We start from the raw sequence: 17223 nt of genomic DNA on the forward strand, positions 1-17223 counted from the left end.
AAGCCGGGAAGGCCAAGAAAGTCGCCATCACTGCGATCATGCGCCGTATCATTGTTCTGGCCAACACCCTGCTGCGCGAAAATCGGGATTGGCTTCCTGTGCGTCCTTGACCAAGACGGATACTCGATCTGGTCTATATCCCCATGGGCGTGCAGACGCCGGACATCTGGGGCGGTAACCGCAATGCGGACGCCGAGCGGTATGCGAGTGCGATCGTTGCGCTGAACGCCACCACGGGCAAGCTGGCCTGGAGCTACCAGACCGTCCATCATGACCTGTGGGACATGGACGTTCCCGCGCAGCCGAGCCTTGTGGATATCCGCAATGCGGATGGCGAGGTCATTCCCACCCTGTATGCCCCGGCCAAGACGGGCAATATTTTCGTGCTCGACCGGCGTAATGGCCATCTGGTCGTTCCTGCCCCCGAAACCCCCGTGCCGCAGGGTGCAGCACCGGGCGACCACCTTTCGCCCACGCAGCCCTTCTCCGAGCTTACGTTCCGCCCCAAGAAGAACCTGACGGATGCGGATATGTGGGGCGGCACGATGTATGACCAGCTTATCTGCCGCATCATGTTCCATCGCCTGCGCTATGAAGGTCCGTTCACGCCGCCTTCACTGCAGGGCACGCTGGTGTTCCCCGGCAATCTGGGCATGTTTGAATGGGGTGGCCTTGCGGTCGATCCCGAGCGTCAGATCGCGATTGCCAATCCCATCGCCATTCCGTTCGTCTCCCACCTGATCCCGCGCGGTCCCAACAACCCGGCGACGCCGGACAAATCCCTGCCGTCCGGTAGCGAAAGCGGTGTGCAGCCGCAGTTCGGCACGCCCTATGGCGTTGACCTGCACCCGTTCCTGTCTCCCTTCGGCCTGCCGTGCAAGCAGCCTGCATGGGGCTACATGTCGGGTATCGACCTGCGCACCAACAAGATCGTGTGGAAGCATCGCAACGGCACGATCCGTGACAGCGCGCCCCTGCCACTGCCCATCAAGATGGGCGTGCCCAGCCTTGGCGGCCCGCTGACCACCGCAGGCGGCGTGGCGTTCCTGACCTCGACGCTGGATTATTACATCCGCGCCTATGACGTCACGACCGGACAGCAGCTGTGGCAGGACCGCCTGCCCGCCGGTGGCCAGTCCACCCCCATGACATACGCGGTGGACGGCAGGCAGTTCATCGTAACCGCCGATGGTGGCCACGGCTCCTTCGGCACCAAAATGGGTGACTACATCGTCGCCTACAGCCTGCCCGACCAGAACTGAGCAGACTGAGCGGGGAAGGATTTTTTCCTTCCCCGCATTGACATTCCCGCCCACATATATATTCATCTGTATATAGACGTTGTTCTGACAGGCCCCCGCAGCCCCGGTTATTCAGGGTTTTGCGGTGGGTTATCCGTATTCAATGTAAAATTGAATAAGTCTTATCATCGCTTTCATCTTACGTGCGCCCGAACGGCTTGATTAGGAAACAGTAATACTGAGTTTCCGCCGTGGCGCCGATGTTCCCGCACATCCGGCAGTTCCGGTGCTTCGGGGGCGGGCAACGACGCGCCGCCTCCTGTGTTTCCTGCCATACCGGCACCGGAACCGGGCGGATGATACGGGGTGATTTGATGACTTTCACAACCGCGAGAACATCGTGATTAAACGTATTGCAGCAGCGATTGTGGGGATCGGTGTCGCCGGCGGCGTCGGGTTCCTTGCCTATGCGTGGTATCCGGCGATTGCGCCGGTCGCACCGCCTCCTCCTTCCTCTTTCACGGCCGCGCAGATCGAACATGGGCGCGTGCTGGCTGCGGGCGGCTACTGTGCGGAATGTCATACCCGCACGGATGGCAAGCGTGGCATCGAACTGGCTGGCGACTACAAGATGGACACGCCGTTTGGCGCCATCTTCTCGTCCAACATCACGCCTGATCCCGAAACGGGTATCGGCCGCTGGTCGGAAGCCGCCTTCAAGCGCGCCATGCGCAAGGGTATCTCCCGCGATGGCACGCAGCTTTTCCCCGCCTTCCCGTTCGATCACTTCACGCACATGACGGATCAGGACATCGATGATGTCTATGCCTTCCTCATGACCCGCCAGCCGATCCATTCGGTCAAGCGTGACAATACGGTCGGCTTCCCCTTCAACATCCGTCTGGAGCAGGCGGGCTGGAAACTCCTGTTCCTGCATGAAGGGCCGCTGAAGAACGACACGACGCATGATGCCGAGTGGAACCGTGGCGCCTATCTGGCCGAAGGGCTGAGCCACTGTTCCGCCTGCCACACGCCGCGTAACGCCATGGGCGCGGAAAAGAGCAGCGCACCCTATGATGGCGCGCCGGTCGATAACTGGATTGCGCCCCCGCTTAACGAACACAACCCGACCCCCGTTGTCTGGACGGAGGACGAGTTCTTCAAATACCTGCGCTTTGGCTCCGCCCCGCTGCATGGCAGCGCTGCCGGTCCCATGTCGCCCGTCGTGCATGGCGGCCTGAGCGAAATGCCGGAATCCGATGTGCATGCGATCGCACATTACCTGGCCGAGATCGATCATGCTTCCAGCCGCGTAAGTCAGGACCCGAAGGCCATCGCGTGGGCCATGAGCGCCTCCATGAAGGATCTGGTGGGACCGCAGACCAACCCGAACGCGCGGCTTTATGCCGGTGCGTGCGCCGCCTGCCACGCCAATGCTGGCCCGCAGCCGGTTGAAGGCCGCCCGGACCTCGCGCTGAACAATGCGCTGTGGCTGGATGAGCCGACCAACCTGTTCCAGGTCATCCTGCGCGGTATCGGCACGACAGAAGGCATCTCCACCGTTTCCATGCCCAGTTTCTACCATTCCTTCTCAGATGCGGATCTGGCCCGTCTGGCAGCCTATCTGCGTGCGACGCGCACGACCCTGCCGCCGTGGACCGATCTGGAAAAGAAGGCGGCCGAGGTTCGCAAGACCCTGCCGGCTTCCCCTGTCGCGTCGTCCCATTGAGCTGAAAGACGGAGCTAGAACATGACGACCTTTCGCCTCAATGGACGGGACGTAACCGTTGACGTGCCGGATGATACCCCCCTGCTGTGGGTTATCCGTGACGAAGTTGGCCTGACCGGAACGAAATTCGGCTGCGGTATCGGTATGTGTGGTGCGTGCACCATCCATATCGGTGGCCGGGCCACCCGTTCGTGCGTGACCCCTGTCAGCGCCGCAGAAGGTGCTGACATCACCACCATCGAAGGTGTTGACCCGGAGGGAAACCATCCGGTGCAGCAGGCATGGCGTGACATTCAGGTGCCGCAGTGCGGGTACTGCCAGTCCGGCCAGATCATGCAGGCGATCAGCCTGCTGAAGGATTATCCCTCCCCCACGGATGAGGAAATCGACGCTGTCATGGCGGGCAGCCTGTGCCGTTGCATGACCTATATCCGTATCCGGGAGGCCATCAAGAAGGCCGCGGCCAACGCACGCGGAGATTCATCAAATGGGTAGATTAAACCGCTTCCGCCTGGGTCGGGACGGTCGCCGTGAGCAGACTTCCCTGTCGCGTCGTGGCTTCCTTGTCACCTCGCTTGGCGCTGGTGTCATGTTCGGCTTTGCGCGTCCGGCTGCCGCCAACCAGATTTTTCCGCTCGACAGGGCCCTTCCCGGTGATGGCGCGTTCGAGCCGACCATCTGGTGCTCCATTGCGCCCGATGGTGAAATCACCGTCAACATCATCCGCGCCGAAATGGGGCAGCACATCGGCACGGCGCTGGCGCGTATCATCGCCGATGAGATGGAAGCCGACTGGAGCAAGGTCCGCATCAACTACGTGGACACGGACCCCAAATGGGGCCTGATGGTCACGGGTGGTAGCTGGTCGGTATGGATGACGTGGGATGTCTTCCGTCAGGCCGGTGCCGCAACCCGCACGGCGCTGGTTGAGGAAGCCGCGCGCCTGCTGGGCACGACGCCGGACAAATGCACCGTTGCCAACAGCATTGTCAGCGCGGGTACCAGGCAGATCAGCTTTGGCGATATCGTGGCCAAGGGGCATCCGTCCCATTCCTTCACGCCTGAAGAAATGGCCAAGCTGCCGCTCAAGCCCGCCAGTGCCCACAAGCTGATCGGCAATGCGGAACTCAAGGCGCTGGACATTCCGTCCAAGACCAACGGGACCGCCATTTACGGTATCGACGCGAAGATGGAGGGCATGGTGTATGCCCGTCCCAAGATGCCGCCGACGCGTTATGGATCGAAGGTCCGTTCGGTTGATGACAGCGAAGCCCGCAAGATCAAGGGTTATGTCCGCTACCTGCTGATCGATGATCCGTCCGAAGTCGTGCAGGGCTGGGTCGTGGTGCTGGCCAGCACCTATACCGCCGCCATCCGTGCCGCCGATGCGCTGAAGGTTGACTGGACCCCCGGTGAGACGATCCATACGTCGGAACGTGACATTCAGGACCGTGGCCGCGCGCTGATCAACAACAAGGAAGGTGGCGTTTACGTATTCAATGACGATGGCGTGGATCAGGCCTTCTCCGGCGCGCATGCGGTCATGGATCAGGAATATACCTGTGCGTCCGTGCTGCATTACCAGCTTGAGCCGACCAATGCGCTGGCCTTTGAAAAGGACGGCGTTTACGAAATCCATGCCGGCAACCAGTGGCAGAGCCTGATCCTGCCCACGCTGGCCAAGTCGCTTCAGGTTCCCGAAAGCAAGGTCATCCTGCGCAGCTATCTGCTGGGTGGCGGTTTCGGTCGCAGGCTTAACGGTGACTACATGATCCCTGCCGCCCTTGCGTCCAAGGCGCTGGGTGGCAAGCCGGTCAAGCTGATCCTGACGCGCTCGGACGACATGCAGTTCGATTCCTTCCGCTCGCCTTCCGTGCAGCGTGTCCGCATGGCTTTCGATGGCAGCGACAGGATTACTGCCATGGATTATCAGGCGGCTGCGGGCTGGCCGACAGGCGTGATGGCTGCTGCCTTCATGGAAAAGGGCGTGGACGACAAGCCCTATGACCAGTTTGCCATCGCCGGTGGTGACCACTGGTACGAAGTCGGTGCGTTCCGTGTCCGTGCGCTGCGTAACGACCTTGCGGAAAAGACTTTCCGTCCCGGCTGGCTGCGTTCGGTCAGCCCCGGCTGGACCAGTTGGGGTATCGAGTGCTTCCTTGATGAGGTCGCGCACCGCCAGAAAAAGGACCCGGCACAGTTCCGTCTTGAACTGCTGACGGCGCAGGGCCGTAACAAGGGACAGGCCCCGGATTCCGTGGGCGGCGCGCTGCGTCAGGCCGCGGTCGTGCGCCGGCTTATGGAAAAGGTGAACTGGGGCAAGACGACCCTGCCCAAGGACACCGCCATGGGGATCGCCACTACGGCGGGTCAGGAACGTGGCATGCCGACATGGATCGCATGTTGCGCGCAGGTTCATGTGGACCGTAGCACCGGCGTGGTCCGTTGTGAAAAGCTGACGATCGTGGTTGATGCGGGCACGGTGGTCGATCCCGATGGTGCGAAAGCCCAGACGGAGGGTGCAGCACTGTGGGGCCTGAGCATGGTTCTGTTTGAAAACACGGAAATCGTGAACGGCCTGCCGGTTGACCGGAACCTGAACACCTATACCCCGCTGCGTATTGCCGATACGCCGGAAATGGACATCGAGTTCCTGCCCAGCACCGAGAAGCCCATGGGCCTTGGCGAACCGGGCACCACGGTGGTCGGTCCTGCGATCGGTAACGCCATCTTCAATGCGGTGGGCGTACGCCTGCGGCATATGCCGGTCCGTCCGGCGGATGTGCTGCGCGGTCTGCAGAACACCTGAACGTTCATCCATTGAACGTAAAAACCCGGCATGCCATGCGGTATGCCGGGTTTTTTATTGGGGAAAGCCTGCCGTCAGCTTTCGGGACGCATGCCAAGGCTTGCGGCCAGTATGGCCAGAAAACAGATTTCGCTCAGGCAGATGACGAACCACTGCACCGTCATGTAACCACGCGGCATGGCCCCGCGCCGCCATGCCATGCGTTCGGTCACGGCTGTCGCGCCAAAGCCCGCGATCAGGATCAGCAGCCCCGCCAGTTCATGTACCGTGGCCGCGCATAGCCCGATCCAACCGATCAGGGCGGGTACCCCACCCAGCATAAGCCGCAGGTTGGTCTGCTGCCCCGTTCCACCGGCGGGGATGATGTCAGGCCGTTCCAGCGCCAGTCCCCAGTGCACGGCCCCCATGAAGGACAGCATGACCGCGCCATAACCCACCGCCGCCGTCAGCAGGCGGGGGGTGTGGTCGGGTGTAAGGAACACGATGGCGCAGGTGCAGCCGATCAGTGGCAGCAGGCTTGCCAGGGCGGTGACTATGGCAAGTATCGGCAGGCGTTTCACGGCAGCATTCTCCCAGCTATGATTTTGTTGTGCATAGCGCACTCTGGCATGATGCGCGGCATCTGTTATCGTGGGGCAGGATATGCGTGCCGGTGGCATGCGCTGTCCCCATAATGTCAAATCTGAGGAAACAGATATCATGAGCGCCATTATCGATATCATCGCCCGTGAAATACTCGACAGTCGTGGCAATCCCACCATCGAGGTGGATGTGGAACTGGAGTCGGGTGCGAAAGGTCGTGCGGCTGTCCCCTCGGGCGCGTCGACCGGCGCGCATGAAGCCGTCGAACTGCGCGACGGCGACCCGAAGCGCTTCGGTGGCAAGGGCGTGCTGAAGGCTGCCGCCCATGTCGAACAGGAAATCCTTGAAGCCCTGCAGGGTGTGGAATCGTCCGATCAGGTCGCCATTGACGAAGCCATGATCGATCTGGACGGCACGCCGAACAAGTCCCGGCTTGGTGCGAACGCGATTCTGGGCGTTTCGCTGGCGGTGGCCAAGGCCTCGGCTGAGGAACTGCGCGTTCCGCTGTACCGCTATGTGGGCGGTGTGTATGCCCGAACCCTGCCGGTGCCGATGATGAATATCATCAATGGCGGTGAGCATGCCGACAATCCGATCGACATTCAGGAATTCATGATCCAGCCCATTGGCGCGCCCACCGTTACGGACGCCATCCGCATGGGCTCGGAAATCTTCGCACAGCTTAAGAAGAGCCTGTCCGGTGCGGGTTACAACACCAACGTCGGTGATGAAGGCGGGTTCGCCCCTGCCCTGAAGTCTGCTGATGAGGCGCTGGGCTTCATGATGCGCGCGGTCGAGGCTGCGGGCTATCGCCCCGGAGAGGACGTGACCTTCGCGCTGGATTGCGCTGCGACCGAGTTTTACAAGAATGGCCGCTACGAACTGAAGGGCGAAGACAAAAGCCTGGATGCAGCCGGTATGATCGCGTATCTGGCCGATCTGGCCGCGCGCTACCCCATCATCTCGATCGAGGACGGTCTTGCGGAAGATGACTGGGAAGGCTGGGCGGAACTGACCGCCAATCTTGGCCACAAGCTGCAACTGGTTGGCGATGACCTGTTCGTGACCAACCCCGACCGCCTGCGTCGGGGTATCAAGGCCGGGGTTGCGAACTCCCTGCTGGTCAAGGTCAATCAGATCGGTACGCTGAGCGAGACGCTGGAAGCGGTGCAACTGGCCCAGCACGCAGGTTATACCGCCGTGATGAGCCATCGTTCGGGTGAAACGGAAGACAGCACCATTGCCGATCTGGCGGTCGCCACAAATTGTGGGCAGATCAAGACCGGCTCGCTTTCCCGTTCCGACCGGACCGCGAAATACAATCAGCTTATCCGTATCGAGAACGAACTCTCCCTCGCTGCCCGTTACGCGGGGCGTACGATCCTGAAGAACGGGTGACATGGTGCGCCGGACGGGTTAAGCCCGTCCGGTTACACGAGATGTGATGCGATATTGAAGCTGACCGGGGGAACGAGATGCAGGTGGTCAAGATTGTTAGGCGTGTAATCAGGGCCACGATTCCCCCTGCCCTGTTTATCGGGCTTACGGCATATTTTGGCTGGAACGTCATGCGCGGCGAACATGGCCTGCACAGCTATGCCGCGCAGTTGCATCTGCTTGATGAAGCCCGGTCCGCCCAGCACGATGCCAAGGCCGAACAGGAAGTCTGGCTGCGACGCGTGCGCGGGCTGAAGGAAGGCGCGCTGGATGTCGATCTTCTGGATGAACGTGCGCGCACCATGCAGAACCTTGCCCGGCAGGATGAAATTGTCGTGCCCTACGGGGAACATAACCACCTGTACTGACATGGCCCGCACATGACATGCAGGCATGAAAAAACCCCGGTCGTTTCCGCCGGGGTTTTTTCGTTTCCGCCGGAGCGGAAGATTATTTGATCTTCGCTTCGCGGAAGGCCACGTGCTTGCGCGCAACGGGATCGTATTTGCGCATTTCCATCTTGCCGGTCTGGGCACGGGCGTTCTTCTTGGTCACGTAGAAGTAGCCGGTGTCCGCCGTGGAAACGAGCTTGATTTGAATCGTGTTGGTCTTGGCCATGATATCCTCAGCACTGCTCCGCCGCTGCTGGAACATTCAGGTGCAGCAGTGGTTCAAGTTGGCGGAAAATGCGCATACACAAGGCTGAGGTCAAGCTCTAAGACCAATATTTCTGTTTAAATTCGCCCCGGACGGGTAAAAAAGGAGTGCAGTGCACGATGTTGAGCGTCTCCGAAGCGCGTGAACGGATTCTTCAGGGGGTATTTCCCCTCCCGGCGGAGGTCGTGGCCCTGACCGATGCGTGTGGACGCGTAAGTGCTGCCCCGCTGGCCGCGCGCCTGTCCAATCCGCCAGCCGATGTATCCGCCATGGATGGCTATGCCGTGCGCGCTGCCGATCTTTCCACCGGTGGGACGACGCTTGAATGTGTCGCCGAAGCGCCCGCCGGGCATCCCGTAGCCACCACGATCGGTCAGGGCCAGTGTGCCCGTATATTCACCGGCAGCGTCATGCCCGCCGGGACGGATGCCGTGCTGATACAGGAAAATGCACAGGTGGATGGGCGTGCCGTCACGACCGGGCATGTTATCGCGCCGGGGACGTTCGTGCGGCGCAGGGGGCAGGATTTCGCGCAGGGACAGGTTGTCATTCCCGTCGGGCGCAGGCTGTCCGCACGTGATATCGGCCTTGCCGCGGCGGCAAACCATCCCTGGGTGGAGGTCACACGCCGCCCTCGCGTGGCCATTGCCGCCACGGGGGATGAACTGCTGCTGCCCGGCAGCACGCTGGCGGCAGGCCAGATTGCCAATTCCAGCACCCCCATGCTGGCCGCCCTGCTGCGTCAGGCCGGTGCCGAGCCGGTCATGCTGCCCGTGCTGCGGGATAATATGAGCGACCTTGCGACCCTTGAGCGGATGGTGGATGGCGTGGATATGCTCATAACCACCGGGGGCGCCAGCGTCGGCAGTCACGATCTGGTGCGTCGGGGGCTGGAACAGGTCGGGCTGAAAACCGATTTCTGGAAAATTGCCATGCGGCCGGGTCGCCCGCTCATGTCCGGCCATCTGGGGCGCCTCCCTTTCATCGGCCTGCCGGGCAATCCGGTGGCCGCGTTCGTCTGTACCGTCGTGTTCGTCCTGCCTGCCCTGCGGCGCATGGCCGGGCTGGACAGTGCGGTTGAGCCGCCACAGCGCGCGGTTCTGGGCGTTGATCTGCCAGAAAATGACTGGCGCATGGATTTCCTGCGCAGCAGCCTGACACATGATGGGCAGGGCCAGCAGATCGCCACCCCTTTCCCCATTCAGGATTCAGCCATGCTGCACATACTGGCCGACAGTCAGGCGCTGGTGCTGCGCGCGCCGCACGCGCCGCCTGCCCGGGCGGGTGATATGTGCGATATCATCCGCATTGATCAGGGGCTGTAACAGGCGGGATCGCAGTTGACGGAGCGGATGGAACCAATATAGAACATGGAAACAGGTTTTTGGTTTGTTCCAGCTTCTTCCCGCCCTGAAACGCGCCCACGGCAAAAGGACATGTGGCATGCTCACGAAAAAACAACATGAGCTTTTGCTGTTTATTGACGGCCATTTGCGCAGGACGGGATTCTCGCCCTCCTTCGATGAAATGAAGGATGCGCTTGGCCTGCGTTCCAAATCGGGTATCCACCGCCTGATTTCAGCACTGGAGGAACGGGGATTCCTCCACCGCAGGCATCATCGTGCCCGGGCGCTGGAAATCCTGCGCCTGCCGGATATCGAGCCGCCGCCGGTCCGTAAGCCGGTCGACCCGCCCGCACCCGGCCCGGCGGTGCCATCTGCCGCAGTCATCGCAGGCATGGTTGAACTGCCCTTTGTCGGACGGATCGCGGCAGGCAACCCGATCGAAGCCATCAACGCCAGTACAACCCATATCGCTGTGCCTGCCAGCCTTATGAGCAAGGCCAGCGACCATTACGCGCTGGAGGTTACCGGGGATTCGATGGAGGACGCGGGAATACTCGATGGCGATACGGTCATCATCCGCGCACAGGCACAGGCCAGTGACGGCCAGATTGCCGTGGCCCTGATCGATGGGGAGGAAGTGACCCTCAAACGGGTGCGGCATCAGGGTGATGAAATCGCGTTGATCCCGGCCAACACCCGCTATGAGACACGGACCCTTCCTGCCAGTCGTGTCAGCATACAGGGTACCCTTGCGGGTCTTATGCGACGTTACTGAACACTGCCCGTCAAGTCAGCCCACGATGGTATATGGGTGGCCAGTTGTCTTACGGCATCCGGCCCCATAGGATCGGTTGGGGGCAGTTCTGCAAGAATACGCACCCGCCCATGGCGTTCGATGGCATTACGGCCAATCGGTTCGGGTGGCCCGTTCAGGATTACGCCCAGTACGCGCAATCCGCGTGCCCGTAGTGCTGCGAGACTGAGCAGCGTGTGATTGATCGTGCCAAGCTGGCTGCGGGCCACCACCACCACAGGCAGCGCAAGACGGACCATAAGGTCGATCATCAGGTAATTTTCGGCAATGGGTACGAACACGCCCCCTGCCCCTTCAACCACCAGCGGCCCACGGGCAGCGTCATGGGGGGGCAACCCTATGTCGGCCGGATTGATGCGGGTATGGGCCTGCCGTGCTGCATCTTCCGGGGAAAGGGAAGCACCGAACGTGGCCGCAGGCGGGTACAGCCGCGCCGCGTCGATACCGGACAGGGCACGTATGGTCGTACTGTCTGATGGGGCATCATCCGTGCCGCTTTGCAGGGGCTTCCAGTAGGCGGCACCCCATGCCCGAACCAGTGTGGCGGCGGTAACGGTCTTGCCCACATCCGTATCCGTACCGGTTACGAATACACCTGGCCACAGGACGCGTCGGAACTGTCCGTAAGCGACATGATACGAAACGGCGAAGGGATCATTGCTATGCGCGGCTGCCAGAACGCGGCGTAGCTGACTACCCGTTGCCGGTGGATGATCGGTATAGCTGGCCCCGATGGCCGCCAGTTCGCGCACGAATTCCAGTGGTGATGCGGGGCTATCCACTATTTCCGATTCCTGCCAAAGCCCTGCGCCGGAAAGCGGCCACTCCTCATGCAGGGTAGCAAGGGGGGGATAGGAAGGAACCGGGCAGGTCACGCCAGCCCGTGCATAGGCGTCCCGCCATTGCCGGAAGCTGCCTGCGCACAAGGTGGCAAAAGCCATCTGGCCACCGGGTGCAAGCAGCGATGCAAGCAGATCCAGCGTCCGGGCCCGGTTTTCAAACCACTGCATGGCCAGACTTGAGCAGATCAGGTCGAACGGGCCGGTCAGGTCGGGCTGTTCCGCATCCATGCGGTGCAGTGTCAGCCGTTCCCTGTCCGGAATTCGTGCCGCCAGACGCGCCAGCATGCCCGGTGCGATGTCCGTGGCGGTGATATGGGCATCGGGGAACAGGCGCAGCAGTTCCCGCGTCAGGAATCCGGTGCCGCAACCGATTTCCAGAATACGTAGCGGCGCAGCGTGAGCGCAGGACCGGGCAATGCGTCGGGCCAGTTCTCCTGCTGCAATACGCTGGACACGCGCAGCCTGATCGTAGTCCCGTGCCGCGTCAAAACGGGCGGCGATGCTGTCCTTGCGGGTCATGGTGCGGTTATCCGTTTGGTCAGGGCCGTAATTTCGCGCGCGCAGTCGGCCGCGTGGGTCAGGGGTAGCAGATGTCCGCCTTCCAGCCATTGGGTAGGATGTGCAGCCTGACCGGAAAAGCAGGCCCACGTCAGTGATGGTGGGGCGATGGCATCCTGCGTTCCGGCCATGATGTGGATGGGACATGCCAGATTTGTCAGGTCATCCCGGCAATCCATGTCCATAAGCATTTTCAGGCCCGTTTCCAGTCGGCCCTGTTCGATATGCGCTGGCAGGGGCGTTTCAATGCCCGCACGCTGGCGAAAGCTGTGCAGCAGTCCCTGCGGACCACGCCGCAGGCCAAGGCGCATGCGTTCGATCACCCGCCGGGGAATGCCATCGGGGAAGTCGGGTACGGCCCCGAACCGGCTGAAACCGTTTACCAGCACCAGTCCCTGGCATAGTGGTCCATGGTGGCGTAGCAGCCACAGGGCGCCCAGCGAATGCCCTACCCCGATATAGGGGTGTTCCGGCAGGGTCATGGCCGGTTGTGCGGCGAAAAAACCGAAATCAAGGCAATGCGTGGAAGATGGTCCAAGCGCAGCCCGTGTCGCATTCCAGAATGTGTGGTCAAAGGCCCATCCATGCACGAAGGCGATGGGCAGCGTGGGTGATGTCATGCGCTTTCCCGTGCGGCGCCCGTAATGGCGGTAGCAAGCTGGTCGATCATGGCGTCGGTATGCGCGGCGCTGAGCGCGAGCCGGATACGGCTGCTATTGGGGGGCACCGTGGGCGGTCGGATGGCGGTGGCAAGGATGCCATGTTTTTCAAGGACCGATGCAAAAGCCAGCGCCCGCGCGGCGTCCCCGATCAGGATGGGAATGATCTGGGTGGTCGAAGGGCCGCTCGACAGGCCGCAATCCCGGATCACATCGCGCAGATGCGCCGCATTACGGGCCAGTCGGGCGCGTTCCGCATCCATGGTGGGTATCAGTTCAAGTGCCGCATCCATGGCTCCCAGCACGGCGGGCGGCGGCGCGGTAGTGAACACGAAACCCGAGCAGGCGTTGACCAGCCAGTCGCACATCGCACGTGACCCGGTGACAAAGGCCCCGAAGCCCCCCAGTGCCTTGCTGAATGTTCCCATAACGAGGTCGATGTCATGTCCGGCGCACAGGCCCCGCCCCTGCGGACCCAGCACGCCGGTAGCATGCGCTTCGTCCACATAGGTGAAGGCATCATGATGGCGTGCTATGGCGCTTAGCCGGGAAATATCGGTACGGTCGCCATCCATGGAAAAAACGCTTTCTGTCACGATCGCGCGCATGCCGGGCTGACCTGCATGGCGGAACAGCAGGGCCTCCAGATGGTCAAGGTCGTTATGGCGGAAGCGGATCTGACGCACACCCGCGGCCATGCAGCCATGATGCAGGCTGGCGTGGTTAAGCCGGTCGGTAAAGACCACTGGCGGCCCGTCCTGTTCCCCCGCAAGCCGCAGCAGTGCCGTCAGTACGGACGCATTGGCCTGCCATCCGCTGGCCAGAAGCAGGGCGGACTGCGCGCCCTTGAATGCAGCCAGCCGCGATTCGACCGCCATATGCTGCTGGCTTGTGCCTGTAACAAGGCGGGAAGCCCCTGCCCCCGTGCCTGCTTCGTGCAACCATCGGGCTGCGCGTGCGGCCAGTGCCGGGTGATGGGTCAGGCCCAGATAATCGTTGGAGGAGAAGTTGATCAGTTCCCTTCCATCCCGGATGACCGTGACCGCGCCGGTCTGTTGTACCGGGCGCAGCACGCGGAGGGTGTGCCGATCCGTCATATGCTGTAGTGCGGTCTGGAAAATCGTATCGAAACGGGCCATGAAGCGCATTCTCCTGCCGGAGCACGCCGCCCCGGTCAATCCCGCCAACCCAATATCACGGAGACGGCGCATGTGTGGACCCGAATGGCTGGAACAGGGCATGAAGCATGTCTGGCTGCCCTATACCCAGATGCAGACGACCCTGCCCCCCCTGCCTGCCGTCAGCACCGATGGCTGCACCATCACTCTGGCGGACGGGACGAAACTGGTGGATGGTATCGCATCGTGGTGGACGGCATGCCATGGCTACAATCATCCCCACATCCATCAGGCGGTCAGCGCGCAGCTTATCCGCATGCCGCACGTCATGTTTGGTGGACTGGTCAATGAACCGGCGCTGACGCTGGCCCGTCGGCTTGCTGCAATGTTGCCGGGTGATCTGGATCGGGTATTCTTTACTGATTCCGGCTCCGTCGCGGTTGAGGTCGCGATGAAAATGGCCATCCAGTACTGGCTCAATCGCGGGCAGACGGGGCGGACAAGGCTTGTTGCCTTTCGGGGCGGTTATCACGGTGACACCATGGCCACCATGGCCGTATGCGACCCCGAAGAAGGGATGCACAGCCTGTATCAGGGGGCGTTACCTGAACATTTCATTGCTGATCTGCCTGTAAACGCAGCAGGCATGCAGGCACTAGATACATTGCTGGCACAGTCCGCAGGCAGTATTGCCGCGATTATTGTCGAACCCCTGGTTCAGGGGGCGGGCGGAATGCTGTTTCACAAACCTGATGTATTGCGGACACTGCGCGAACTTGCGGACCGGCATGGTGTGCTGCTGATCCTTGATGAAATCTTTACCGGGTTCGGTCGCACCGGAACCATGTTTGCATGTGAGCAGGCCGGGATCGTACCTGACATCATCACCCTGTCCAAGGCGTTGACCGGGGGCACGATGGCGCTGGCGGCGACGGTGGCCCGGGCGCATGTATTTGACGCCTTCCTGTCCGATGATCCGTTGCATGCGCTCATGCACGGGCCAACCTTCATGGCCAATGCGCTGGCCTGCGCCTGTGCCAACGCGTCGCTTGACCTGTTCGATACGGAACCCCGGCTGCAACAGGTGGCGGCTATCGAAACGCAGATGCGCGACGAACTCGAACCCTGCCGCAGTCTGCCGCATGTGGTCGATGTGCGTGTGATGGGTGCGATCGGTGTGGTGGAACTTGATCGCATAAGTGACATGAATGCGATCAAAAGCGCCCTGATTGCACAGGGCGTATGGGTGCGACCATTCCGTAATATTGTGTATCTGACACCGGCTTTTACCGTAACCCGGTCCGAACTCAGCCATCTGACCAGGGCCATTCGCACGGTTGTGTCGGAACTGGGACTGGCTGCCCCGCATCGGCGCTAGGCCATTACGGACGGATCTGGTATAGAAAACGCATGACTTTTTTTCAGCATCGATCCTGGCGCATGACAAATCATGACAGCAAGCGACAGATCGTGCTGAAGATCCTGTCGGATGGCAAGGCGCGCTCTGTCCGGGAAATCGGGGATCTTTTTCCCGAACTGGGCACCTATCATGCCCGTCTTGCCCTGCAGGCCCTTCGTAATCAGGGCCTTGTCACCGTGGAAGATGCCCCCGACGCGACGGAGGGCCGCAGGCGCAAGGTCTGGCGGCTGGTCCGTTCCGGCGGCTGAAATGTTTCCCCGCCCGGTCAGGGGCGGGGAAAACCCCGTTCAGGACGGGGAGGATTCCAGTTCTTCTTTCTTTTCCACCGGCGGCTTGGTGCGGCGGCGCGGCATGCGCGGTGCGCGGGGGGCTGGTACGGCGGCCGCGGGCTGGGGTTCCGGCGTTTCGGTCACGCTGGGTTGCGGCGCGGTTTCTTCCGGCTCGGCGGTCTGCTGCGGCTGTGCCTGAATGGAGGGCTGTTCGGCCTCCTCTTCCGCCGGTGCGTCGACCGACTGGCGATTATCCATGGGACGCTGCTGACGCGCGCCCATCCGTTCCTGACGTTCCTGCTGGCTCTGCTGGGCGGCCTGCGTCATGGCGTTAAGGATGCGGAAATAGTGTTCGGCATGCTGGAAATAGGCTTCCGCCATAACGCGGTCGCCTGTGCTGCTCGCATCCCGCCCAAGCTGCAGGTATTTTTCAAATAACTGCTGCGCCGTGCCGCGTACGCGCAGGTCAGGTCCGTTACTGTCGAATACATGGTTGCGGTTCAACGGGATCTGGCCATTGTTATGGCGTACGCTTCCGCCATTGCTGCCGCCCGAACGATGGTGACGGCCTCGCATGCGTTTCATGTTCATAAGCTGTCGCAGCACTTTCCTGTTGCCGGTCGCCGGCGCTGCCCTGGACCGTGGGGCGGTCTGCCCGTCCCGTCTGTTGCCATATTGCTGTCCAGTGCATCACCGGACACGAATCCCCGAACCACGGCGGAACCATCATGGTTCATGTTGCCAGTTTTTCTGTTTTGCAATCGGGATCGATCGCGCGGGAGCGGAATGGCAAATGATCTGCGTTCCGTGTTCCCTGCACGTTGTTAATATAACCCGCGCCTTTCTTTCTGCCAAATTATTTTTTCACGATCAGTGCACGGCCAATACCGCCCAGATCGGGGCGTATTTCCAGCACCGCCAGCCCTGCCGCGCGCATAAGGTCCGGCACGCTGGCATCCTGTCCTATGCCCAGTTCCATTACAGCGATCCCCCCTGTCGCCAGCAGGCCGGGTAGTACTGTGGCCAGAGTCCGGTAGGCCACCAGCCCGTCAGCGCCGCCATCCAGTGCGCGGGCGGGTTCATACTTTACGACATCAGGCATGAGACCAGCCAGATCATCACGGGGGATATAGGGCGGATTGCTCAGTATCAGGTCGAACGGGCCGACCAGCGCATCCGCCCAGTTGCAGCATAGGGTGGCACAACGGGTATCGAGACCGTTGCGCACGGCATTATCTGCCGCCAGTCGCGCCGCCTGTGGGGCAAGGTCGGTTCCGATACCGTAAGCGTCAGGATATTCCGCCAGAACGGACAGCAGCAGGCAGCCGGTGCCGGTTCCGATATCGAGTACGCGCAGGCCAGCACTCCGGTCCGGCAGGTGGTCCAGCGTCGCTTCGATCAGTGTTTCCGTATCCGCGCGCGGGATCAGCGTATGGGGGGAGACCATAAGATCCAGCGACCAGAAACCGGTATGGCCTGTAATATAGGCCATCGGTTCATGGTTCACACGACGCTGGAGGTTGCGCAGGAACAGGGTATGGGCCGCGTCAGATAGCGCATCGATACGCAGCAGCCCCGCCAGATCGGTATTCGCTGCGTGGGCGGCAAGCAGGCGCGCTTCGCGCTGCGGGGCCTCAATACCGGCATGACGAAGCCGGGTTGTCGCATCATACAGCAACTGGCGTAAATTTGTGGGCGCGGGTGTTATGGCATGTTTCATCACGACCGCTTTCCATCATATT

16 protein-coding genes and 1 pseudogene are annotated in these 17223 nt (G+C 61.5%); 10 read left to right on the plus strand and 7 right to left on the minus strand.

Going from position 1 to position 17223, the window contains the following annotated elements:
• Positions 1-122: 122 nt before the first annotated feature.
• The 4 genes and pseudogenes from ACBR42_RS11925 to ACBR42_RS11940 form a co-directional block, all read left to right on the plus strand.
• Positions 123-1262 (plus strand): annotated as a pseudogene (locus ACBR42_RS11925) (PQQ-binding-like beta-propeller repeat protein); the annotation flags it as partial.
• A 379-nt stretch (positions 1263-1641) separates the two neighbouring features.
• A complete protein-coding gene (locus ACBR42_RS11930) occupies positions 1642-2970 on the plus strand; it encodes a cytochrome c (RefSeq protein WP_102323560.1) in 1329 nt (442 codons plus the stop codon).
• A gap of 21 nt (positions 2971-2991) precedes the next feature.
• The gene (locus tag ACBR42_RS11935; protein ID WP_102323561.1) at positions 2992-3465 is read left to right on the plus strand and encodes a (2Fe-2S)-binding protein; all 474 of its coding nucleotides are present in this window, start codon (positions 2992-2994) and stop codon (positions 3463-3465) included.
• Positions 3458-5779 (plus strand): molybdopterin cofactor-binding domain-containing protein, encoded by a 2322-nt coding sequence (locus ACBR42_RS11940; protein ID WP_118963166.1) that lies wholly within the window; start codon positions 3458-3460, stop codon positions 5777-5779. The genes ACBR42_RS11935 and ACBR42_RS11940 overlap by 8 nt, the downstream gene beginning before the upstream one ends.
• 74 nt (positions 5780-5853) lie before the next feature.
• Here the strand turns inward: ACBR42_RS11940 and ACBR42_RS11945 are convergent, their stop codons facing one another.
• Complete coding sequence (locus ACBR42_RS11945; RefSeq protein WP_371208162.1) at positions 5854-6339, minus strand: DUF3429 domain-containing protein; 486 nt, start codon at positions 6337-6339, stop codon at positions 5854-5856.
• 139 nt (positions 6340-6478) lie between these two features.
• Here ACBR42_RS11945 and eno point away from each other — a divergent pair, with 139 nt between their 5' ends.
• Together eno and ACBR42_RS11955 are read left to right on the plus strand one after the other, a co-directional pair.
• Positions 6479-7759, plus strand: a complete 1281-nt coding sequence (gene eno / locus ACBR42_RS11950) for a phosphopyruvate hydratase (RefSeq protein ID WP_102324196.1) — start codon at positions 6479-6481, stop codon at positions 7757-7759.
• A 77-nt stretch (positions 7760-7836) separates the two neighbouring features.
• Positions 7837-8166: a septum formation initiator family protein gene (locus ACBR42_RS11955; protein ID WP_102323564.1), complete on the plus strand. Its 330-nt coding sequence runs from the start codon at positions 7837-7839 to the stop codon at positions 8164-8166.
• An 82-nt stretch (positions 8167-8248) separates the two neighbouring features.
• Here the strand turns inward: ACBR42_RS11955 and rpmG are convergent, their stop codons facing one another.
• Positions 8249-8416, minus strand: coding sequence for a 50S ribosomal protein L33 (gene rpmG / locus ACBR42_RS11960; protein ID WP_003620129.1), 168 nt, complete (start codon positions 8414-8416; stop codon positions 8249-8251).
• 158 nt (positions 8417-8574) lie between these two features.
• Between rpmG and glp the strand changes: the two genes are divergently transcribed.
• Positions 8575-9780 carry a gephyrin-like molybdotransferase Glp gene (gene glp / locus ACBR42_RS11965; protein ID WP_371208163.1) on the plus strand — a complete coding sequence of 402 codons (1206 nt, stop codon included), beginning with the start codon at positions 8575-8577 and terminating at the stop codon, positions 9778-9780.
• A gap of 118 nt (positions 9781-9898) precedes the next feature.
• Positions 9899-10576, plus strand: a complete 678-nt coding sequence (lexA, locus tag ACBR42_RS11970; protein WP_102323566.1) for a transcriptional repressor LexA — start codon at positions 9899-9901, stop codon at positions 10574-10576.
• On the opposite strand, the gene bioD is transcribed toward lexA, so the two are convergent.
• From bioD to ACBR42_RS11985, 3 genes are read right to left on the minus strand one after another with little or no spacing between them, the layout of a single operon-like run.
• Positions 10570-11976, minus strand: coding sequence for a dethiobiotin synthase (gene bioD, locus ACBR42_RS11975; protein WP_371208164.1), 1407 nt, complete (start codon positions 11974-11976; stop codon positions 10570-10572). The genes lexA and bioD overlap by 7 nt on opposite strands.
• Positions 11973-12635, minus strand: coding sequence for an alpha/beta fold hydrolase (locus tag ACBR42_RS11980; protein WP_371208165.1), 663 nt, complete (start codon positions 12633-12635; stop codon positions 11973-11975). Before ACBR42_RS11980 ends, bioD begins: the two co-directional genes overlap by 4 nt.
• Positions 12632-13822 (minus strand): aminotransferase class I/II-fold pyridoxal phosphate-dependent enzyme, encoded by a 1191-nt coding sequence (locus tag ACBR42_RS11985; RefSeq protein WP_371208206.1) that lies wholly within the window; start codon positions 13820-13822, stop codon positions 12632-12634. The genes ACBR42_RS11980 and ACBR42_RS11985 overlap by 4 nt, the downstream gene beginning before the upstream one ends.
• 61 nt (positions 13823-13883) lie before the next feature.
• Between ACBR42_RS11985 and ACBR42_RS11990 the strand changes: the two genes are divergently transcribed.
• Positions 13884-15170, plus strand: a complete 1287-nt coding sequence (locus ACBR42_RS11990; RefSeq protein WP_371208166.1) for an adenosylmethionine--8-amino-7-oxononanoate transaminase — start codon at positions 13884-13886, stop codon at positions 15168-15170.
• Positions 15171-15202: 32 nt separating this feature from the next.
• The gene (locus tag ACBR42_RS11995) at positions 15203-15460 is read left to right on the plus strand and encodes a hypothetical protein (RefSeq protein WP_102323571.1); all 258 of its coding nucleotides are present in this window, start codon (positions 15203-15205) and stop codon (positions 15458-15460) included.
• Positions 15461-15499: 39 nt separating this feature from the next.
• On the opposite strand, the gene ACBR42_RS12000 is transcribed toward ACBR42_RS11995, so the two are convergent.
• The gene (locus ACBR42_RS12000) at positions 15500-16057 is read right to left on the minus strand and encodes a DUF4167 domain-containing protein (protein ID WP_408887025.1); all 558 of its coding nucleotides are present in this window, start codon (positions 16055-16057) and stop codon (positions 15500-15502) included.
• A gap of 280 nt (positions 16058-16337) precedes the next feature.
• A complete protein-coding gene (gene prmC, locus ACBR42_RS12005) occupies positions 16338-17201 on the minus strand; it encodes a peptide chain release factor N(5)-glutamine methyltransferase (protein WP_371208167.1) in 864 nt (287 codons plus the stop codon).
• Positions 17202-17223: the final 22 nt, after the last annotated feature.

The sequence above is a fragment of the Komagataeibacter sp. SM21 genome (genome assembly GCF_041402665.1).
Classification (GTDB): domain Bacteria; phylum Pseudomonadota; class Alphaproteobacteria; order Acetobacterales; family Acetobacteraceae; genus Komagataeibacter; species Komagataeibacter saccharivorans.